At 22.6% G+C, this 22,218-nt stretch carries 17 protein-coding genes; 8 read left to right on the top strand and 9 right to left on the bottom strand.

Annotated features, from left to right (window positions below; genetic code table 11):
• Window positions 1-72: 72 nt before the first annotated feature.
• Both cfbA and Q0087_RS08860 read right to left on the bottom strand, forming a co-directional pair.
• Window positions 73-1,104 (bottom strand): sirohydrochlorin nickelochelatase, encoded by a 1,032-nt coding sequence (gene cfbA / locus Q0087_RS08865; protein WP_297899607.1) that lies wholly within the window; start codon window positions 1,102-1,104, stop codon window positions 73-75.
• On the bottom strand, window positions 1,076-1,474 hold the full coding sequence (locus Q0087_RS08860) for a Zn-ribbon domain-containing OB-fold protein (RefSeq protein WP_297899605.1): 399 nt from the start codon (window positions 1,472-1,474) through the stop codon (window positions 1,076-1,078). The genes cfbA and Q0087_RS08860 overlap by 29 nt, the downstream gene beginning before the upstream one ends.
• Before the next feature lie 889 nt (window positions 1,475-2,363).
• Between Q0087_RS08860 and Q0087_RS08855 the strand changes: the two genes are divergently transcribed.
• Window positions 2,364-2,621: a UPF0147 family protein gene (locus Q0087_RS08855; protein WP_297899603.1), complete on the top strand. Its 258-nt coding sequence runs from the start codon at window positions 2,364-2,366 to the stop codon at window positions 2,619-2,621.
• Window positions 2,622-2,982: 361 nt separating this feature from the next.
• Here the strand turns inward: Q0087_RS08855 and Q0087_RS08850 are convergent, their stop codons facing one another.
• Window positions 2,983-3,576 (bottom strand): class II aldolase/adducin family protein, encoded by a 594-nt coding sequence (locus tag Q0087_RS08850; protein WP_297899601.1) that lies wholly within the window; start codon window positions 3,574-3,576, stop codon window positions 2,983-2,985.
• A gap of 173 nt (window positions 3,577-3,749) precedes the next feature.
• Window positions 3,750-5,642, bottom strand: a complete 1,893-nt coding sequence (locus tag Q0087_RS08845; protein ID WP_297899599.1) for a DNA-directed DNA polymerase II small subunit — start codon at window positions 5,640-5,642, stop codon at window positions 3,750-3,752.
• An 886-nt stretch (window positions 5,643-6,528) separates the two neighbouring features.
• On the opposite strand from Q0087_RS08845, the gene Q0087_RS08840 reads away from it, so the two are divergent.
• The 6 genes from Q0087_RS08840 to Q0087_RS08815 all read left to right on the top strand — a co-directional run bounded on the left by Q0087_RS08840 (window position 6,529) and on the right by Q0087_RS08815 (window position 13,067).
• Window positions 6,529-7,080, top strand: coding sequence for a hypothetical protein (locus Q0087_RS08840; RefSeq protein ID WP_297899597.1), 552 nt, complete (start codon window positions 6,529-6,531; stop codon window positions 7,078-7,080).
• A gap of 64 nt (window positions 7,081-7,144) precedes the next feature.
• A complete protein-coding gene (gene cobJ, locus Q0087_RS08835; protein WP_297899595.1) occupies window positions 7,145-8,263 on the top strand; it encodes a precorrin-3B C(17)-methyltransferase in 1,119 nt (372 codons plus the stop codon).
• Between the two features lie 125 nt (window positions 8,264-8,388).
• The gene (locus Q0087_RS08830) at window positions 8,389-9,009 is read left to right on the top strand and encodes a potassium channel family protein (RefSeq protein WP_297899594.1); all 621 of its coding nucleotides are present in this window, start codon (window positions 8,389-8,391) and stop codon (window positions 9,007-9,009) included.
• A gap of 404 nt (window positions 9,010-9,413) precedes the next feature.
• Entirely contained in the window at window positions 9,414-10,592 is a 1,179-nt protein-coding gene (locus Q0087_RS08825) for a magnesium transporter (protein WP_297899609.1), read from the top strand.
• 406 nt (window positions 10,593-10,998) lie between these two features.
• Window positions 10,999-12,030 carry a hypothetical protein gene (locus tag Q0087_RS08820; protein WP_297899592.1) on the top strand — a complete coding sequence of 344 codons (1,032 nt, stop codon included), beginning with the start codon at window positions 10,999-11,001 and terminating at the stop codon, window positions 12,028-12,030.
• Window positions 12,027-13,067, top strand: coding sequence for a hypothetical protein (locus Q0087_RS08815; RefSeq protein WP_297899590.1), 1,041 nt, complete (start codon window positions 12,027-12,029; stop codon window positions 13,065-13,067). Before Q0087_RS08820 ends, Q0087_RS08815 begins: the two co-directional genes overlap by 4 nt.
• Window positions 13,068-13,202: 135 nt before the next feature.
• Here the strand turns inward: Q0087_RS08815 and Q0087_RS08810 are convergent, their stop codons facing one another.
• The 3 genes from Q0087_RS08810 to Q0087_RS08800 all read right to left on the bottom strand — a co-directional run bounded on the left by Q0087_RS08810 (window position 13,203) and on the right by Q0087_RS08800 (window position 18,577).
• Window positions 13,203-14,366, bottom strand: a complete 1,164-nt coding sequence (locus tag Q0087_RS08810) for a cobalt-precorrin 5A hydrolase (protein ID WP_297899588.1) — start codon at window positions 14,364-14,366, stop codon at window positions 13,203-13,205.
• A gap of 33 nt (window positions 14,367-14,399) precedes the next feature.
• Window positions 14,400-15,551, bottom strand: a complete 1,152-nt coding sequence (locus tag Q0087_RS08805) for an orc1/cdc6 family replication initiation protein (protein WP_297899586.1) — start codon at window positions 15,549-15,551, stop codon at window positions 14,400-14,402.
• 2,546 nt (window positions 15,552-18,097) lie between these two features.
• Window positions 18,098-18,577: a DUF2299 domain-containing protein gene (locus Q0087_RS08800; protein WP_297899584.1), complete on the bottom strand. Its 480-nt coding sequence runs from the start codon at window positions 18,575-18,577 to the stop codon at window positions 18,098-18,100.
• A gap of 303 nt (window positions 18,578-18,880) precedes the next feature.
• Here Q0087_RS08800 and Q0087_RS08795 point away from each other — a divergent pair, with 303 nt between their 5' ends.
• A complete protein-coding gene (locus Q0087_RS08795; RefSeq protein WP_297899582.1) occupies window positions 18,881-19,927 on the top strand; it encodes a cobalamin biosynthesis protein in 1,047 nt (348 codons plus the stop codon).
• A gap of 155 nt (window positions 19,928-20,082) precedes the next feature.
• Here Q0087_RS08795 and pyrB read toward each other — a convergent pair whose 3' ends face one another.
• On the bottom strand, window positions 20,083-21,012 hold the full coding sequence (gene pyrB, locus Q0087_RS08790) for an aspartate carbamoyltransferase (RefSeq protein WP_297899580.1): 930 nt from the start codon (window positions 21,010-21,012) through the stop codon (window positions 20,083-20,085).
• Window positions 21,013-21,326: 314 nt separating this feature from the next.
• Window positions 21,327-22,061: a tRNA (adenine-N1)-methyltransferase gene (locus Q0087_RS08785; RefSeq protein WP_297899578.1), complete on the bottom strand. Its 735-nt coding sequence runs from the start codon at window positions 22,059-22,061 to the stop codon at window positions 21,327-21,329.
• Window positions 22,062-22,218 lie beyond the last annotated feature (157 nt).

Below are 22,218 nucleotides of genomic sequence, written 5' to 3'. Positions count from 1 at the left end.
AAGAAATAATAAGAAATAATAAGAAATAATAAGAAATAATAAGAAATAATAAGAAGATCAGAATGAAAGTAATTATATATTTCTTTCAATTCTATCTTTAAGAATTTTAATTATAATATCATCTGCACCTAACGGTTCTGTATATAATATTTCACCATCAAAGTCGATATTACCACCATGAGCATGATCATGAGAATGATTGTGATCATGAGAATGGTCATGAATATGATCATGAGAGTGAGTTACTTCATTAGAATTACTATTAGAAGAATTATTATTAATACTATCTTCATCATCGAAAATTCCCAAAATAGTAGGAATATCTCGTTTTGTATGAACTCCAGGGGCTAAAAATACCGGAACAACTATTAATCTATCTAAATCTTTATTCTCAAGCATTTCATTTACTGATTGTGCTATTGTAGGTTCACATAGCTCCATGAATCCTTGAGAAACAGAATAATCAGTTTGAGATTTGTATTGATTATAGATATCTGTTATAAATTCACGATTATAGTTGAGCCTACTACCATGACTTACAAGCAAAACACCAGTTTTATCCCGACCTATATCATTATCAGACATAGATACAGCTAATTCAATCTTTTTATTTATTATATCAATAATCTGTGAATCTGGACCAATACAATTAATTAAATCAATTTCACCAGAAAAATTAACAGCTTTAGATTCCATTAAATAATGATCATCAGGATAATTTCCATCTGGACATCTTGGATCCGCTTCTTTAGGTTCAAGCCCTAGCATTATTGGTATATCAATATTAGTATGAATACCTGGAGCCAGAAATACAGGCATTGCTATAATCCTTTTAATGCTATTATTTTTATTTATTAAATTATCAATTGCCTCAGAAATAGAAGGTTTAGCAACTTTCATATATCCGACTTCCGCATTATGGCCAGTTAACTCTACATACTTATTAAGTATATCTTTAAAAGTTTCTTCTGCAAAAGGCAAACTACTTCCATGACTAATAAGTAATACACCAAAATCTTCTGAAAGTGAATTATTTGAAGCATTCAAGTTTTCATAATTTGTATTGACATTAGAGTCATTTGACTGGTTTAAATTTGAATCCATAAGAGATTACTCCGTCTTCCCCATCTTCCCTAATTTTTCTAAACACCATTTCAACGGGATCTCCAATCTCTATTTCATTAAGATCACAATCTACAAGCTGAGATGTGAGTCTTGCACCCTCATCTAAATCAATTATAGCTACAGCATATGGTGAAATAGTCTTAAAATCACTAGTTGGAGTTTCAACTATTGAAAAACTATGAATTTTACCTTTTCCACTAAATTGAACATTTTCAATATTACCTTTTCTTCTACATTTTGGACAAATTACACGTGGAGGGAAGTAAACTCCATCACAATTAGTACACTTTGATCCAATAAGATTATACCTCTGTTGAATATGACGCCAGCTTCTTACAATATCAGACATTTAAATCCTCCTATTAACTCTTAAATTCATGATTTTAATATTATATTATAAGTAAATTAATTGATAATAAAATATTCTATAATTCATATATCTCTTAATATACTCCTTAATTTAGATTATACTATAATTATGCTACCTAATTTATATTATCTATTAATATATAATTTTACTATATTATCCTTAAAATTAAATATCTATGTTACTAAAGATAAAATTAATAAAATATACTAAATATTAAATAATAAACTTAAGAAAGCATTGAAAAGTATAATAAAGCATCAAAAGTATTAGAAAGTATTTTAATTATATTAAATAAACTTAAACTCAAATTAAGTATCAATAATTATTTATAGAATTGATTAATAATTGTTACTATATAAAAATTTATATAAAAACTTAATTTATATTAATAAATTATTTGTAATAATCATATAAAAATTTATTTAATATTAGTAATACTTATTTGTAAGTTTATATTATTTAATTTGTTTTAATAGTAAATAAATATTTGTATTTATATTCATTTTAAAAAAAATTATAAACAAATCTAAAAATTAATAAAAAATACAAAAGTTTTTAAATAACTTAATTCTATATAATAAATGTATAGTAATTTTTGAAAATAAAATTTTTAAAATAAAAAATACTAATAAAAAAATACTATAATAAAAATACTTATATTCTAATATATTTTAACTTATTAAAATTTTTAATATTTATCTTATTTACAATTAACATACTGATTATTATTTAATTTATTCAATATTATAGATGTTTTCATTTTTATATTTCGAATTCTATTTAATTAATTTCATGAATATTAATTTGTATTAATTATTAAATGTTAAATCTTTAGTTATTATCTATTTTGATTTTTGGAGGATTATTTATGAGTAACGATATTTTTGGTGAAGTTTCTGAAATTTTAAAGCATATAATGGAGAATCCTAGTGTTCCTCGTAATATTAGAAGAGCTGCTGATGAATCTAATACACTTCTTAACAATGATGAGGAAGATGAAACTGTAAGAGCAAGTGCAGTTATTTTAATATTAGATGAAATTAGTAACGACCCTAATATACCAATACATGCTAGAACTCTTATATGGGAAGTTTTAAGCAAATTAGAATCAATTAAAACAAATTAAAACAATTACTACTTTTTTAATATTTTATAAATAAATATAATTATAAAATTTTCCTAATTAAATTATTTAATTATAAAAAAATTAATTATAAAGCTATTTAATAATATCATTAAATATTTATTAATGCTGATTATATAAGCCAATTTGAATATATTAAGAGAATAAATATATTTAAAAAAATAAATTTAAATAAATTTATATAAACTAAATTGTAATTTTCATTTGATGCTTATTTTATTATTTTTTATTTTCTTCTATATAGAAATTATTTTGCTATTAATTTTAATATATTTTATAAAATTTAGTTGGTATTTTATATATTTTATAAAATCTATTTAAATCCTGAATTTATGAATTAAAACTAAAAAGAATCAGATAAATTAAGAGTGTGGGAAATAAATTGAGTTTTAGCGATATCTTCAACAAATTCCGCTAAAGAACAAGCTTCTTGAATATTTTCTCCTGTTGCAATAACACCATGATTTTTTAAAATCAAAACATCCTCATCTTTAAGTGCTTCTGCAGATTTGATAGCTAATTCATCACTTCCTGGCGTTTCATATTCAATTTCAGCTAAATATGGAGAAACTATTTTTCCAAAACCTTCTAATCTTTTTATTCTTTTATCAGAAAATGCAAAACCAGTTGCAAATGGTGAATGAGTATGCACTATTCCACCAATATCTTTTTTCTCTTTATAAATAGCTAAATGTAAGTATATTTCAGAAGAAGGAGTCCCTTTAGTTAAATTATTTCCATCAATATCGACTAATATTATTTCTTCTTCTTTTAGACTACCTAGTGATTTCATAGTAGGAGTCATTGCTATTACATCAATGCCTTCATCATTAAACCTAGCACTAACATTTCCAGCTTTGCCAGAAACTAATTTACGCTCAAAAAGGTATTTTGAAACATCGACAACACTTTTAATATTATCCTTTTTATCACTCATATCATCACTTAAATCATTTAATAGCTTAATATAGTAGTATCTAATATAGTATTATCTTAACTTAATAATTCTATTAATATATTAACCTAATTATAATATTATTAATAAAATTAGCTTTAGTTGATAAAATAAGTTTAATTAATATAAATAAATTTAATTAATAAAATCAATAATCAAATAAATTTTAATTTTTTGTAAACACCTCTATGGAGAATTGGAACCTCTGCACAAGTTGGAAGAATATTATGAACTTTTTGAAATTCTGTTTGAGTCTGAAAAGTCCCAGAATTAATCATATGAATTCCATTATAGTTTTTATATGTATTAATATGAACATGCCCTGTATGGAAAATATCTGGAACATTGTCAATTACAAGATAATCCTCAAGTTCTGATGCTAAAGGAGTTCTTTCACCATAAATTGGTGCTAGATGACGTTTATTTAACAATTCTTCCATTATAAGATCGTTTCGCTCATGCGAAAATCCTTTTACAGTAATAGCTATGTCATCAAAACCACGACCATGATAAATTAGGGTATTCCATCCATCAAGACTAACAATTGCGGGATTACTTACAAATTCTACATTGTTCAATTCATAAAGAGGTTTTGCATATTTTTCAGGTATTGCAGGTTGGGGTTCAGCAACTCTAGAAGCATCGTGATTACCTGGAGCTATTATTATTTTTATATCGCTTCTTACATCTCCAAGAAGCCTTGCTGCCTCTTCATATTGGTTTGATATATCTTTAATAGCTAATTCCTTGTCTTGATTAGGATAAACACCAATACCATCCACTATATCTCCAGCAACTATCATATATTTAACATCTTCACCAATAGCCTTTTGTTCATCAGTTCCATAATCACCATTTAGCCATTTTGTGAATCTTACAAAAGCATCTTCAAGGAATGTTAAACTACCTATATGTACATCAGAAGTGAACACAGCTGAAAAATTCATGGATTTATTTGCAATTCTTGGAACACCAGGTTGCACAATTTTATTTGCAATGGCTAAATCTCCTTTTTTCTCAGCTAAAAGGCCAATTACTTCATCTTTAACAAGTTTATCTGACTCTCTAAATAGTTCATGATTATCTTTGTGGAAAAGAACACTGATTTCCCCAGTATCATCATCAAAAGTTATTATTTTATGTCCGTTTTTTGTGCTTCTTATCTCTTTAACCATTACAATTAGACATAAATCTGTAGCTTTTTCTTCTAAATCAGAAATCTTCTGATAAGTTTTTAGTTCAGGTCTTTTAGACAAGATATTTGATATTTTAGAATACCTGTTTTTAAAATAAGTTATTAAATTATCAATTTCTCCACTAGTATAAGACTTCTTGCTAGTATCTTGAATTACTTTATAATCATAATTTAAATTAGATGGAATGACATTTCTTGAACATTCAGAAGGTATAAATTCAATTTTTTGATTATTTTGTTCTTCATTTAGACTATTAATTTCAGGAAAATCAGTCCCCATAGGGTTAGATATAGAAGAATCATTAGAAAAACCATTAGAAGAATCATCTACATAATCATTAAAAGTATCATTAGATGAATCATTGGAAGATATATCATTTATAGAAAATTCGCCTACAGAAGATTTAAATTCTGGAGATTCAGATTCTGAAAATCCAGGGCTAATACCAAAAGAAGGAGAATTTGATGTTGATGAATCAATATTTGGTTCAAAAGATTTTGAATTATTTTTTAAAGGGTTAGATTTGGTATTTGAATCCTTAAGATCTTTTTTATTTAAATTAATATCAGGTTTATCTTCTTCATTAATCAAAGTTTTTTGAAATTTAGGAATTTGATTATTGGAATTTTTATCTTGGTTAGGTAATTTTAAGCCTAATGTTTTAATAAACTCTTCCACGACTTCTGAATTTAAAGAAATTAAATCTTTTTTAGAATATTCCTGACTTTTTAATTTGACAATTAAAGATGAAGAAAAATCTAAAGGATCTTCCAAACCACATATTAAATAATAGGCTTCAGGAGACAGATTTATATTTTTTTTAGCAAATTTGAAAAGAATTTCTGTTGTCATTTGGATCTTTAGTATTTTATTCTTTTTATTTCTATAATTTTTATACCTAAATTTTATTTTTATAAGATTTTATTTTTATAAATTTTTGTGTTTGTAAATTATATCACATTTTATAATGAATCAAATTAATTTATATCAAATAAATTTCTACTATAAGTTTGTTTTTTCTTGCTATTATATTTTATTTATATCATTTGTTTAGTAATTATATAACTATTTAAAGTTCTATATTTTTTATTTAATCATTTTGCAACATATATTAAAAATATTTAATAATTTAATATTGTGGTAAAATTATTAAATAAAAAAAATTTATGCAAAATATTGAATCATGATTGAAGATATAAAAATAGATGTTAGTATTTAATTATAAACAATTAATATAATTTAATAATAATTAAAATTGAATCTTATAAAATTGAATCTTATAAAATTGAATCTTATAAAAATTAAATTTTAATATATATAAAAAATAAATCCGAATAGAAGTTTAAATAAAAATCCAAAATAGTTAATTTTATTAAACTAAATAAACAAATTTATTGTAGTATATATAACAATTAATAAATAGAATTATTAATAAATTTAAAAAATATTTATTAATATTGATAATTATGTTTTAAATTATAATTAAATAATAAATTATGATTGAAATTTTTTATTATATATTTTTAATATATTATAAAATTAAATATGTATTTTAAATTATTTATTATATATTTTATTCTACATTCTTATAAATTTTAGATTTTTATGAGCCATGATAAAATATTTTCGTGAAAAGTTATACTAATCTAAACTTCTAATTAAATACAAAAATTAAATTATATTATTTTAGATAATAAAAATATTTAAAATATGCTAATATAAATATTTGGGTGATTATATGCCAAAAGCACTTAAAATAATACTTATCTTAATACTTTTTATAGGATTTTTTGAAGCAGGTCTGCTTAGTTCATACACTATTATAACTTCAGAACCTCCAGATGTGAAAGGACTTATTGACTTGCAAATAAACACTATTGCAGAATTATTCAGCTCTGAAAATATCAATAGTATTGTTATTAAAGATCCAGAAAAGATAAATGTTACAAACAAGGTTGATGTGAGTGAAAATTTAACGAGTCTTGCAAAGGTTGATGGTATAGATTTAGAAAGCCTTAATTTTACAACATACTCAAAATCTAGTGAAGGTCAAATATCAGTAAATATTACTGCATTAGCATATTCTTCACCAAACACTACATCTCAACAAATTGTATTATCTGGAACTCCAGATTATATTATTAAAGCTACTGCAAAAGCAAATAGTACGGATAATGGAATTGTAGTTGATTTAAGTACTTTAAAGATAATATCTATATTAAAATTCTTTAATCAGACAAGTACTGATTATTCTGGAAGCACAAGTTCAAATGGAATTACTATTGGATAAATTTAAATAATACCAATATCTAAAAAACAAGCTAAAATATAAAAAATCTGTATATGGTGAAATAATGATTAATATAATTGGTATTGGGTCCAATAAAAGCAATATTACAATTTCAGCTCTTAAAACATTAGAAGAGTCAGATGTCGTTATTGGTTACAAAAAATATGTTGATTCAATTAATGATTTAATTAAGGATAAAGAAATAATTAAAAAAGGTATGGGAGATGAAATTTCTAGAGGAGAACTTGCTATAAAGAAAAGTTTAGAAGGAAAAAAGGTAGCATTAATTAGTTCTGGGGATCCTGGTGTTTATGGAATGGCTAATTTGATGTTTCAACTTATTAGTAAGTATAATGATTTTGATCCTCAAAAAGATATTGAGATTTTTCCTGGTGTTAGTGCGGTTAATTTTGCATCTTCTCTCCTTGGAGCTCCACTACACGACTTTGCAGTTATAAGTTTAAGTGATATATTAACACCATTAACTGAAATAGAAAAAAAAATAGAATATGCATCTAAAGCAGATTTAATAATGGCAATATATAATCCAATTAGTAAAACTCGGAAAAAACCTTTTAAAATATTTAAAAAAATATTAGATGAAACGAAAGATCCTAAAACATTAATTGGAATTGTTGATAGTAGTGAAAGTGATTATAATGATGAAATAAGTAGTAAAACAAGCATAGTCACTCTTGAAGAATTAAATGAAGATAATATCAATATGTCCACAATATTAATTGTGGGAAATTCTTTAACATATGTTCAAGATGGATATATGATTACTCCAAGAGGTTATGTTATTAAATCTCAAATTCATCCGCTTTCAGAAGATTTCTATGAAAAATATTTAAAAGGAACATCCCCAATCGGACCTAATACTGAATGTGAATATTATCCATGCCATGAATGTGAAAATGGTTCACAATATTGTGATTTTTGCTACTGTCCTTTTTATCCTTGTGGCGATGGATCAACTGGGGGAAAATGGATAAAAAATAAAGGTGTTTGGAGTTGTGAAGACTGTGAATGGATTCACGAAAAAAATACTGTTCAATGTATTAGAAAAGGATTAATTAATATATTAGAAGATGTTGATGATTTAAAATCAAAAAAGAAAGAATTATTAAAATTAAGAAGACATTGTATATTAGAAAATAAAAACAAAATACAAAAAGAATAAATCCAAGATAGAAGTAAGCCTATAACATAGAAATAAACCTAAAAAATAGAAATAAACCTAAAAATATAAATAAACCTAAAAACAATTGAAAAAACATTCAAAAATAAATAATAAAGGATGGAAACATGGCTAGTATAAAGGATATTTTAATAGAAATGAAAAATTTATCTGAGTTAATGGTGGATTTGGCCTATTCAGCTGTACTCTTTAATAGTAAAGATGCCGCAAGTGAAGTTTTAAAACTTGAAAATAAAGTTAATAGTTTAAATTATGAAATAAAAAAACAATCCCTTGTAGCTGCTCGTTCTGTTGAAGATGCTGAAAAATTAACTGCATTAATTGAAATAGCTGAAGCTGCTGAAAGTATAGCTAATGCAGCTAAAGATTTAGCAGACATTGTTATTAAAGGAATAAAACCACACCCAGTATTTAAAATGGTTATGGAAGAGGCTGAAGAGCTAATTATTAGTGTTACTGTTGAAAAAGAATCAGAATTAACTGATAAATCACTTGGTGAATTAGTATTAGCTAATAGAACAGGTATGATTGTAATCGCGATTAGAAGGGATGAAACATGGATTTATGGGCCAGATAAACATACTATTATAAGAGCAGGGGATGCTTTAATTGCTAAAGGTACTGAAATGGGATCAGAACTCCTTAAAAAATTAGCCAATTGTGAAATTGATTTCGACGAAATATCCAATTTAGTTGATGAAGAAGGTCAATCCCAATCGGAAGATTGATTCTATGATTCTATAATTAAATAGAAATATAAAAATTAATTATTTATAAAAATTAATTATTTAAATTAAAAATTAAATACTTCTTTAATATTTAAATCAAGGAATAAAATTAAATATTAAAATTATATTGAATATTGAATAATAATATAAAGAATAAAATATAAAAATAGTATTTAAGTATATAAAATTACTAAAATGTTCATTAAAAGTTGATATTATGTTTGTAGGTGATATTTATGAAGAAAGCAAAGCTTCTATTGAAGATGATTCGCCAAATATTTTCAACAATAATATCATTCATAGTCAGCTTATTCATTTTTATATATAAAAAAATAAATTATTTATTATCCATTCCCTACTTAATTGGTAGTAGATTTAAGCATTTTTTTAAAGAAACAAAAAATGTGTTAGGAGAAGCATTTACTGCTCTTTTAATATGTGCTATCGGTGATTTATTTGCAGGAATAATTCTTGGAAATATGACAGATTTCTTAACTGCTTTTCCTGGTCTTCTAGTCATTATTCCTGGAGCTATTGGAATGAGAGGAAACATATTTGGAGCTCTTGGATCAAGATTAGCAACAAATCTACATATAGGTTTATTATCTCCTGAATTTAAACGTTCTAAAATTTTATCAGAGAATATATTATCTTCTCTCATTTTAACCATTATACTATCTATTTTTTTAGCTTTTTTAGCTAAAGGAATATGTATATTATTTAGATTTGAAAGCATAAGTTTAATTGATTTTACACTAATTTCAATATTTGCAGGAATTATTTCAAGTGTAATAATGTTGCCATTGACAATGTTAATATCACTTAAAAGCTTTGAAAATGGTTGGGATCCAGATAATATATCTACTCCTATTATAGCTGCTTTTGGAGATTTATTCACACTTCCTGCCATTATACTAGCTATAATTTCAGTTTCATTTTTATCAAGTGTGATTTTGAAAAATGTAGTATTTATATTTGTGATTTTTATTGCTATTTTAGGGTTTATATATGGAATAAAAGCAGGTGGAGAAATGAAAAAAATTATAAAACAATCCACCCCTGTTTTACTTATTTGTTCATTTTTAGGAGTTACAGCTGGAAGTTTTTTAAACAATTCAATTAATACACTTCTTAAAAACCCTAGTCTTCTAACTCTAGTTCCACTTTTCTCTGGTGAAAGTGGAAATCTTGTAAGTATTCTAGGAGCAAGGCTTTCCTCTTCACTTCATGCAGGTTTGATAAATCCTGTTTTAAAACCAGAAAAAGTAACAATTAGAAATTTTTCAATAATAATTTTTTTAGTCATTATAATATACCCAATCATTGGATTTTTAGCAGAATTATCTTCAAGACTCCTTAATATGCCCGGTTTAAGTTTTTTGCCCATTATAAGCATAAGTACAATTTCAGGAATAATTTTAATCAGTATTATGCTTTTCATAGTATATTTAATCTCTTCAGTATCATATAAAAATGGTTTAGATCCAGACAATATTGTAATTCCAATTTCAACAAGTTTAACAGATTCATTATCTTCATTGACCTTAATTTCAATTTCAATTATGATTTTAAGTCTATTATAAATACATAATTAGTGTTATAAAACTTAAAATCTGCTAATTTTTTATTTTTATAAATATATAAAAAATTTTTAATAAAAAAAGTCTTTGACATTTATTTCAAGTGTAATATTTTAACCTTAAATTATATGTTTCAAAATATTTTATATTTCATATTTTTTCAAATAATATTTCTATTTTTATATTTTTTTCAAATAATATTTCTATTTTCATATTTTTTCAAATAATATTTCTATTTTTATATTTTTTCAAATAGTATTTTTCTAACAATAAATCATTATTCTTTATTATAAATAAATATTCTAATTTAAATCAATTTTACAAAATAAAGGAATTATTAAAGGATTAAATTAATTTTAAATTCATTATAAAGTAATATACTTATATATCTAGAAATATAAGGTTTTTCATGGAATTTAAAAAATCAATGAATAACATTGGAAGATTAAATATTTATTTTGGTCTAAAATTTAAAAAAAATAAATTTAATTGTGAAAAAGGAGCTATTTTTACAGGTTTATCTGTTTTATATGTATTTTATTTTGTGATAATAGGAATATTGCTTTTAAACTTTACTATGTCTTATCAAAACATTGTTAGTGATTCAAAAGATTCAAATTCTTTTAACTATATAATCCAAAATCACAACAAGAACATTGAAATTTTATCTAAAGAAACAATTCAAGAAGTATCTGATGAAGTTATACATAGTAAGAGCCCTTGTTATAATAGTAGAGAAATAATTAAAGATAAACTTCAAAAAAAGTTAGATAAATATGTGGAAATTTATAAAATAAATAATGGAATAACTATTCAAAATGAAGTTTTGAGTATTAGCAATGGAGAAAGCCCATTCTATCTAAATGTTAAAGTCCTTGTTAGTGGAAAAAAAGGAAAAGAAACATATGATAATTTAGTTGAAAGTTCAATTTCAATCGAAGGTTTTAAAGATCCACTTCCCTTTTTAATGTGTAGAGAACATCCTACATTGATTGAAAATGGGACAAAAATTAGCTATAAAGATTCATTAGTGTATTATATGAATGAAAATAATCTATTAAATGGTGAAATGTATGAAAATGCTACAAGCCCTCTAATAATAAAAAAATGCATATATGATCCTTATGAAAATCATGGGAAAGGATATTGTTTGAAAAATTGTATTGATAATGGGTATTTTCATGAAAGTGCAGATGGTAGCTGTTATTTATGTCGTTTAGAAGGAAAAGGTGGATGTCCTCATTATGGATTAGAAGTTTTTATAGTCCCTCAACCTAAAAACTTTTTTGGAAATATGAGTCAAAAATCAATTTGTGGATCAGATCATGTTATTTTCAAAGATCATTACCCTGGAAGTATGATTGAATTCTATAAAGAAGGTGATTTATCTGAAATATTATTTATAGATGACTCTCATAAAGAAAAATATGGGATAATATGAAAATTTTTAAAGATTCAAAAGGAATTACATTCTCTACTGATATTATAATAACCTTCTTTTTTTTAATTTTAGTTTTTGGAATTATTGCAAACATTATAAATAGTTCAAATGATAGACTTGTAAATTCATTAGAAACAGCCGAAATTGAAAGATTAACTAATGAAGTAGTGGATATTTTAATTAATAGTCCTGGAACACCAAAAAACTGGGAAAAATTATATGATTTTGGTATTGTTAATCCTGGTTTAAGTATTGAAAATAATGATGAAAATAATCTTAATAAATTTTATCCAAATAGAATTTCATTTAAAAAGATTCAAATACTAAAAAATGGAGAATATGAAAATTTAATTACAGAAAAATTATTTAAAAATAAAATAAAAAGTTCTATTACAGTTTATCCAATTAACACTAATCTCAATCCGATTATGATAGGTATTGAATCAAAAAATTTTGAAAATTCCTCAAATGTAATATCAGTAAATAGAACAGTTAAATGTGATTTTTATAGTTATTTAGCTATATCTAGTATATTAATCAAAGATAAAATCAACTTTGAAAGTGATTTATATTCAAATCAAAATTATAATAATCAAAAATATTATACTCCTTTATGCAATCATGAAAATATTGATAAAAATAATCATTCTAATAGTGAAAAATACTTGTGGATATGTAAAGGATTTAAAATTAGTAAAAAAGAATTTGAAGAGAAAAATTATTACATTATATTTAAAGAAAGTGCTTTGAATAAAGATAATTATTGGATATTGGATAATATAAAAGATCATTCTAACTATGAAAACCAAATTAGTAGTGAATATGTGAATTTAAATAATTATTTAAGCAAAATTTTTCAAAATGAAAGTTCAATGATATTTTATATGCATTCAAAAATTAATAAAAATAGCTTAGAAGATTATGAGCATGTTTTAGTTGGAATTCCAAAAGAAGAAGAAAAATATATTGAAAAATTCAAAATCGATTACTTTAAAGAACAAGAATGTCATTTTATTATGAGAAGTTGGTATTTTTAATGGTTCAAATAAAAAAATTATTAAAATATATGAATAAATATTATAATTTTGAAAATAATATGAATATAATCGATATTTATGAATACTTTCAATTATTTTAAAATGTTAATTTAAAAACTATTTAAAATTTTGAATTTATTTCGAAACAGCTACTGCAACTGTAACACCATCAATCGCCATCTTCCTATGAATAAGTTTTGAACTATTACTGTCTTTTTTTGCTACTATTAGTGAAGAAGGTTCTGCAACTCCAGGAATATCAAATTTTTCTCTTACAAAATCTGAATGTGATATGATTGGATTGTTTAAATCCCTTATTTCATCTAAAGATACTATATTAAGAGGTATTTTTAATTTTTTAGCAGTTTCTAATATTCCTTTTTCATCAGACTTAATTTCAGCAGTAGCAATTCCATCAATTCTTTCAATTGGAAGATTTAAATTGTTCATAGCTATTTTAATTCCATTTAAAACTTTTTCATTTTCGATGTTTGCTCTTGCGCCAATTCCAACAATTAATTTTCTTTGTTTAAAGAAAATATACTTTTTATCAAAGCATGCAAAAATATCAAAATCGGATTTTTTAAAATCAATACCATTGTAATTAATAATATTCAAGTTAAAATCTTTATTTTTATTATTTTTGAATAAAATATATTTTTCATCAACACTTTTTATTGACATTTCCTTGTTTTTTAGGTCAATGATTTCAAGTGTATTACTTTCATTATTTTTAAAAAAATCGAGCATATCCTTTTTATAGTTTATATTATGGGGTTTATTTATATTCAAAAAAATTTTAATTGTTTTTTCATCTAAAATAGCTTTATTAAAACTTAATATTTCATTTTTATTGATTATATCCCAATAATATTTATTTGAAAGAGAATCAATGCCAATTTTATTATTTATATCAGTTGCTGTTGTTATAACTGGTTGTGAATCTATTAATTTAGCTATTTTTAATGTTAAATCATTAGCTCTTCCAAGATGGCCTGAAAGTAAACTAATAGTAAAGTTACCATTATCATCTATAGCTAAAACTGCAGGATCTATTTTTTTATTTTTAATATTTTTTGCTATAGATCTAACAAGAATTCCTGTAGCCATTATCCCAATAATAGCATCATATTTAACTGGATTATTAACATTGTCAATAAAAATATTATCAATATTCTCTTTAACATTTTTATGGAAAGCATCAATCCAAATTACAGTAGGATCTTTTGATAATAAAGATTTCAACTTAGATGAAAGTATTTTTCCTTTTTCTGAAACGGATAATATTGCAATTTTCATATTTAATCCTTCATTGAAGAATTTAGCTAAATATTAAATAGAATACAGTGCATTTTCTAAGATATCATTATCACATTGGAGAGAAATTATATTAGTCCTTCCCCTACCACGACCTCTTGAAATTGTGTTAGTGGATATAATTCCAAGCATTTCAAGTTCATTAATAAAATCAAATATTCTCCTATATGAAACTGTATCTCCCTTAGAAACTTCTTTATAAGTATCATAAAGTTTACCAGATGTAATTTCTTCTTTTTCTTGAGTTAAATTTAAAATTGCTTCTAAAACTCTCTGTTGTTGTGCAGGCAAAGTAGTGATAAGATCTGTTATCTTATTATGTTCAATTTTATCCTTTGCTTCTCTAACATATTCCCCCCTAACAATTTTAGATTCTTTTTCATCTGCTATTTCACCAGCAGTTCTTAAAAGATCCAATGCATATCTCGCATCTCCCTCTTCTTTAGCAGCCATAGCAGCACAAAGAGGAATAACATCATTAGTTAGTGTTTCTGAAATAAAAGATAGCTTTGACCTTTCTTCTAAAATATCTACTAGTTGTTGGGCTCCATATGGTGGAAAAACGATTTCTCTATCTCTAAAACTACTCATAACCCTACTTTTAATAAATTTTTTGAAATCAACATAATTACTAATGGATAATATTGATACATTATCAGTTCTTGTTAAAGTATAAAGAATCCCATCACCGTCATTTTTTAGAAGAATATCTATTTCATCTAAAACAACGATTAAAATCATTTTATTTCCATATAAATTAGATTTTAAAATATCTCTAAATGTATTTACAACTTCTGCCTTAGTCCATCCCCTATAAGGAACATCTCTCCCCATTTGCTGGCAAAGTTTTGCAATAACCTGATATTCAGTCGTGTAATCGGTGCATCGAATGTATTCTGTTCTTATTCTTAATTCTTTATTGGAAGCTGCTTCTTCTAGTTGTTTCATTGCAAATTTAGCTGCTGCTGTTTTTCCAGTTCCTGTTTTCCCATAAATAGTAACATCTGATGGAGTTACATTATTTAAAGCTTCAATCCAGTACTTAGCTATTGAAGTAATCTGATCTTTTCTGTGGGGTAAATTATCAGGCAAAAATCTATGATCTAAATATTGTTTATCTTTGAAAACAGAACCTTTATCAGCTAGATTATCGAAAATATTAGTCATTAAATCACCAATAGATTAATTATGAGTTTAATGTATAGTTATTAGTTGAAATCGTTATTATTAAATTATAAATTTCACTAAATTATAAATTCACAGAATTATAATTTTTACTAAATTATAATTCTTTGTAAGATATAAAAAATTTATAATTTATAAAAAATTTCGCAAATTTTATATTTAATAGATAAAATTATTGAGTTAGTATTATCTTTTAAAAATTTATTCATATCTTATAATTATAGATAGATTTATAGAATAGTGAATTTTATACATTATTGAAAAAATTGTATACAATAATTATAATTTAATAATAATTCCATAAGCTTTCTATAAAAAGTATATCATTAAATCAAAGAGAGTATAAATAAAAAGAAATTGAGTAATTTTCTTATAATATAATTATTAAAAAGAAAAATTTTAGCTATTATTAAAATTGAAAAAATTTCATGAAAAAATTTCATAATAATATTATTTCAAGTTTTATATGACAGTGTTTTATTAATATTTTAATATTATTAGGAAATTATTATAATTTTAGTTGAAATTTCACTCTTCTTATTTGATATTACATTGTTGATTCCCTTAAATACACTTGAAACAGAAAATTTAAATATTATATTTATGATAAAACTTAATTTTTAAAAATATATTCAAAAAATTTTAATATTATATTTATAAATTTTATATTATTATTAAATAAAATATTAATTTATAATAAATTTTATAAAATTTATATTAATTTATAACAAAAATTTTAAATATCTTTTTTAAAAGTTTCAAGTGTATCGTATACTTCAAGTGTAATATTAGAAATTAAAACATATAAACTTATTTATTAAAAAATCATTGAAAAATAATAACTTATAATATATTACCTAAATAGTTTTTTCTAAGTAAAAAAGGGTTAATTGTGATTTTTTTAAATTATAATAAGTATTATCTCAATAAAATATCATAGGGGGTATTTTAAAAAAGAATAAATATGAAAAGAATGATTTTATGTTTTTTAAAATAAAAAACTCAGTTTTTGGCTTTATAATAAAAAACAATTGAGGCTAATCAATTAAAATTGTTAAAAAAAATAAAATAAAATAATTATTTCAATTTTAAAAAATAGATAATAAATAATAGATAATATTGAAAAAAATAAAATATTATATATTAAATATATAATTCTTTTTAAAATTTAATCATATATTGCAAGTGTAAAAAGATTATTTTATTCTTTATTTTTTAATTAAGAAAAAATAGTCATTAAAATAATAAAAATAAAATAAATATTATCATCTGGATAATAAAAAAAAATTAAGTAAATTTATTTTAGAAAATATTAGAGAATAAACTATTATAGAAATAAAAAAAGAATTTTATTAATAAAATAAATGTAAATAATTATGAAAAATATGAAATTTAGTAAAAAGTTTAACAAAAAACATTGAAGATTTCATGTAAATTAAATAATTTAAATATATTAAACAATTAAAAAGAGTATTATTAAATTGAATAATAATTTAATTTTCTATTAAAAATAAAAAAATTGAAAAATCAGCTGTCAAATAAATAAACAATTCGGAAATAAAAAATAAAAAAAATTTAATGGTTATTCATAAATAAAAAAATAATATATATAAATGAAAAATTTTATGAAAAATACTATTAATTCGATTTTACATAAATTATATTTTTAATTATAAATTATTATAATTTTTTTATTAACTATTGAATAAAAAATAAAGTGAGAGGTAAATTTCAAGTGAAATGAAAATTTCAAAGAAAAAAAATACAAGACGTTTATTTCAAGTGTAAAAATACTAATTTTTCAAAAAATGAAAAATAATTATATGAAGCTGAAAAAAGATATAAATGAATTTAATTGGTTAAAATTTTGATATAAAGATATTTTATAGGTTTTTGGCAGTATTAATAAAAAATTTTTAAAAAAATAAATAGAGAAACCTAAATTTCAATTATATTCACTTGAAATAGACGTCTTCATTCATACAAGATACCAAAAATACGTTTCACTGGAAATATATCTCTCACACTAATAAAAAAATTACATGTTTATAATTCTTATGAACGTCTATTTCAAGTGTAACAAGTGAAATAAATTAAATGAAAAAATTGAAAAATTGAAAAAAAGAATCTCTATAGTATTAATATGAATAATAAAGTAATATATATTAAATAAATAAGAAATATTAAATAAATATTGATTAGAATAAGAATTAAGGATAGATCTATTAACATCTGAAAAATAAATATATAATTATTATTATATAATTATTATATATAAAATAAATATAAAATATAAAATAAATTATAGATAATATAAAATAATCTATAAATAATATATAATAATATATAATCTATAAATAATATATAATGTATATATAATATATATAATTTAAAAATATATATAATTTAAAAATACTAAATTAAATAATATTAAATTATATCAATTCAAACATATTCAATATATATATTTCATTAATTAAAATATAATAAAAAAAGTATTATTTTTGTAAAAAAGAGAAATATTAAAATTAAACAAACATACTATTATCATTTATTTGTGAATTTTCACCTTCACCAAAAGTTTTTCCTGTAATCCAAATACATTGTAATTTACCTTTAAAAACTTTTTTAATGGATAATATCAAACTATTTTTTGTTAAACCATCTTCATATATCTCTTCAGAAATCACAAACCTACTCAAAACATTATCAGGATGTTCAAGCTCAAAATCAAGAAGGAATTGATTTAAAGCAAATCGAATTTCCCATATAAAGTTTTCTCTTTTTTTATTTGAGGAGTCTCTAATTAATGATAATTGTTCAGGTGCTATTTCAGAAGCACACCCTATTAATACCATATCTTCTTTATGCTTTGGTTGTATAAGATCAAGTACATGCTCATCTGGATAATTTATAAGAAAATGAAAGTTAGATGTTTCATCAGATATTTGTTCTTTAAATAGACCTTCTTCAACAAGCCATTTTTTGATTACTTTTTCATCAATCATATAATCACTGTTTTTTAATGTTAAAATTTAGATAATATAACTATATTTTATTATTAAATATATATTATATAAATAAATATAAGTAGTTATACAATTAACTTGAATTATAAATATAATTGAACTAAAAATAAATCATTTAATATTTTAGTTTATTTATATTATATATTTAAATAATAATTATTTTTAAATAAAAAATTTTAAGTATAATTTGTTTTCAAATATTATTATTTTAATATAATATAACTTGATTAAAAGTAGTTAATATATTAAAATAAAAAGAATATTAAAATAAAAGGAATAAAAATGTATTTTCAAGAAATACTTATATTATCACTTATAATATTAGTTATTGCGACTTTTATTGATTTAATTTTAGGTGAATTGCCTAAGAAGATACACCCTGTTGTGTTTATTGGGAAAATTATTGACTTATTTCTAAAATATTTGATAGAATTTAAAAATAAAATATCTGGATTCTTTTTGACACTTTTAGTTTCAATTTTTATTCTATTTTTTTTCAGTGTAATTTTGTGGATTTCAAGCTATAATATCATTTTATTTGTTATTGTTTCTTCAATACTTTTATCCTCAACTTTTTCAATTAATATGCTATTATCATCAGCTAATTCAATTAAAGATGATTTAGATAATGACATTGAATCTGCTAGAAAATCAATGTCTTATCTTGTAAGTAGAAATACACTTGAACTTGATGAACCCCTAATAATTTCTGCTACAATAGAAACATTATCTGAAAATATAACTGATTCTGTTATTTCACCTATTTTTTATTATATTTTAGCAACAATTCTATTTATTTTGGCTATTACTATAGATAATATTTTTAACTTAAATTTCTTCAACTTTTTTTCAAATAATTTAACTATCAATATAATATTTTTCGCTGTTTTAGTATCTATTTTCTATAGAATAATTAATACTTTAGATGCTATGGTTGGATATAAAAATCAAAAATATTTTTATATAGGATATTTTCCTGCAAAACTTGATGATATATTAAATTATCTACCTGCACGCTTTGGTGGAATTTTAGTTGTTTTAGCTGCTTTTTTATATAAAAAAAACAATTTCAATTATAAAAATAGCTATGAAATAATGTTAAGGGATGCTCGAAATTGTCCTTCTCCAAACTCTGGATTTACAATGGCAGCTGTTGCTGGTGCATTGGATATTTCTCTTATAAAAAAAGGAGTATATAAAATTGGAAATAGTGATAATATATTAAAAAAAGAAGATATTAGTAATGCTGTTAAACTTTCTAATTTGACAATTATTTTATCCATTTTATTATTAATATTGATTTTCACACTGTTTATATTAATTTTATAATATTTAAATCAATTTTTTAGTATTTAATTTAATTTTATAGTAGCTTAATTTTTTAGTATTTAATTTAATTTTATAGTAGCTTAATTTTTTAGTATTTAGCTTAATTTTTTAGTATTTAAATTAATTTTATTAAGTATTATTATTTTTATAAGAATTTAAAGCTTGTTTTTAATTATATTTTTTAAAATGGCCATTCGAACTGGAACACCATAAAATGCTTGCTCGAAATATTTATTATATTTTGTATTGTCAATGTTTGTAGATATTTCATCAATTCTTGGAAGAGGATGCATCACAATTAGATCTTTTTCTTTTACAAGTTCATAATCTATTAAATATGCACCTTTTATTTTTGAATATTCCTCTTCATCAGGGAATCTTTCTTTTTGTATTCTAGTAACATATAATACATCAATATCATCAATAACATCTTTTAAATTATTTGTTTCATGAAATTTTATTTTGTTCTTTTTTAAATCATGAAGCGTTTCATTAGGCATTTTTAACTCATCAGGTGATACGAAACTCATTTGCGCATCGAAAATTCCAAGAGCATATGCTAAAGAATGTACTGTACGCCCATATTTTAAATCTCCAACTAAAGCAATATTCAATCCTTTAATCTTATTAAAATGCCGTTTAATTGTGTATAAATCTAGAAGAGTTTGTGTTGGATGTTGTCCTGCTCCATCTCCTGCATTAATTACTGGAACATCGACAATGTCCGAAATAAATTTTGCAGCTCCTTCCAAATTATGACGAATAATAAGAGCATCAGAATAAGCTTCAAACATCTTTGATGTATCAGCTAAACTTTCACCTTTTGAAATTGAGCTAGCTGAACTTCCAGCAAATCCAACACAATTACCACCAAGTCGTTTCATTGATGTTTCAAAGGATAATCTTGTTCTAGTTGATGGTTCGAAAAACATCATTCCTAGTATTTTCCCTGCTAATTCATCAGAAATCTCTTCTGATTTAGCTATTTTTTCAAGACTTTCAGATTCCTTTAAAATAAACTCAATATCTTTTTTTTGAAAATCTTTTATAGAAATTACATCATTAAGATTAAAAATTTTAATCACACTCAAATATTATTCTAATAAATTAATTATTATTACAATATATTAATTATTATTCCATTAATTATTATTCCAATTTTAATTTTTATTCATATATTTTTTATTTATTTTCACTTGCAATCAATGTCTTTTAATTATTAGTTTTAGTATTTTTTATATATTTTTATTTTTAATACTATTTTAATTATATTGCATTTTGTTCTAATTTTTTATTTTAATTATATTCCCTTTTTTTTATTTTAATTATTTTCCCTTTTATTTCAATTATTTTTATTTTTATATATCATTTATCATTTTAATAATAATAGGATAAATATTTACAATTTTCTTCCAAAAAGAAGATAGCCACTATGCCCAACCATTCTAGTTTTAGGCCTTGTACCTTGGGTTCTTACTTCTATTTCTCTTTCAAGAGTTTCTATAATTGATAAATTCATAAAACCAACTTTTTTTGCTATTTTATATGATGTTTCGATTTGATCAATATATGGAGCATATACAGCTAGATGTCCTCCTGTATTTAAACTTTCATAAACATCTTCAAATATATCATAAGGTTTATTTAAATCAAGAAATACTAAATCTATCTCTTTTTCAATAATTCCTTCTTTAATGTCTCTATTTTTTATTTCGATAATTTCGCTTAAACCAAATTTTTCAATATTTTTTTTAGCTACGTCTGCAAAATCCTCTCTTATTTCATAAGAGTAAACATGGCCAGATTCACCAACTATATTTCCAAAATTTAATGCAATTGCTCCTGCTCCAGTTCCAGCATCAACAACTTTATCCCCATTTCCAAGCCCACATTTTGAAATTACAGTTCCAATATCTTTTTGAATTAAAATTGAACATCTTCTATCCATTAAATCTATAAAATCATTAACATTAGGTTTTATTACTTTAAATTTTTTATTTAAATGTGTTGTCAATGTTTCTCCTATCTTTGCATTAGCTAATGATTCCTGACTTATGATACCTAAATCACTTTGAAACTCAGATTTTTGATCAATTAAATATTTTTTTGATCTTTCATCCATTATAATTATCAATTAATCACCATTTATTGATATAAATTTAATTATTTTAAATTTAGTAAATATTATATTTATTTTTTTACTATAATTATTCTATTAATATAATTATTTTTTAAGTATAATTATTCTATTAATATAATTATTTTTTAAGTATAATTATTCTATTAATATA

Origin of the sequence: uncultured Methanobrevibacter sp. (assembly GCF_937881195.1) — an archaeon.
In the GTDB taxonomy this organism is placed as follows: Archaea; Methanobacteriota; Methanobacteria; order Methanobacteriales; family Methanobacteriaceae; genus Methanobinarius.
This window is presented reverse-complemented; position numbering and strand designations above follow the sequence as displayed.

Bases quoted from the DNA above. Each gene is read 5' to 3' on its own strand.
- Q0087_RS08795 (WP_297899582.1), top strand. From the start codon at position 18,881: ATGTATTTTCAAGAAATACTTATATTATCACTTATAATATTAGTTATT.
- Q0087_RS08820 (WP_297899592.1), top strand. From the start codon at position 10,999: ATGGAATTTAAAAAATCAATGAATAACATTGGAAGATTAAATATTTAT.
- Q0087_RS08830 (WP_297899594.1), top strand. From the start codon at position 8,389: ATGGCTAGTATAAAGGATATTTTAATAGAAATGAAAAATTTATCTGAG.
- Q0087_RS08860 (WP_297899605.1), bottom strand. From the start codon at position 1,474: ATGTCTGATATTGTAAGAAGCTGGCGTCATATTCAACAGAGGTATAAT.
- Q0087_RS08850 (WP_297899601.1), bottom strand. From the start codon at position 3,576: ATGAGTGATAAAAAGGATAATATTAAAAGTGTTGTCGATGTTTCAAAA.
- Q0087_RS08815 (WP_297899590.1), top strand. From the start codon at position 12,027: ATGAAAATTTTTAAAGATTCAAAAGGAATTACATTCTCTACTGATATT.
- Q0087_RS08845 (WP_297899599.1), bottom strand. From the start codon at position 5,642: ATGACAACAGAAATTCTTTTCAAATTTGCTAAAAAAAATATAAATCTG.
- Q0087_RS08855 (WP_297899603.1), top strand. From the start codon at position 2,364: ATGAGTAACGATATTTTTGGTGAAGTTTCTGAAATTTTAAAGCATATA.
- cobJ (WP_297899595.1), top strand. From the start codon at position 7,145: ATGATTAATATAATTGGTATTGGGTCCAATAAAAGCAATATTACAATT.
- Q0087_RS08840 (WP_297899597.1), top strand. From the start codon at position 6,529: ATGCCAAAAGCACTTAAAATAATACTTATCTTAATACTTTTTATAGGA.
- cfbA (WP_297899607.1), bottom strand. From the start codon at position 1,104: ATGGATTCAAATTTAAACCAGTCAAATGACTCTAATGTCAATACAAAT.
- Q0087_RS08805 (WP_297899586.1), bottom strand. From the start codon at position 15,551: ATGACTAATATTTTCGATAATCTAGCTGATAAAGGTTCTGTTTTCAAA.
- Q0087_RS08810 (WP_297899588.1), bottom strand. From the start codon at position 14,366: ATGAAAATTGCAATATTATCCGTTTCAGAAAAAGGAAAAATACTTTCA.
- Q0087_RS08800 (WP_297899584.1), bottom strand. From the start codon at position 18,577: ATGATTGATGAAAAAGTAATCAAAAAATGGCTTGTTGAAGAAGGTCTA.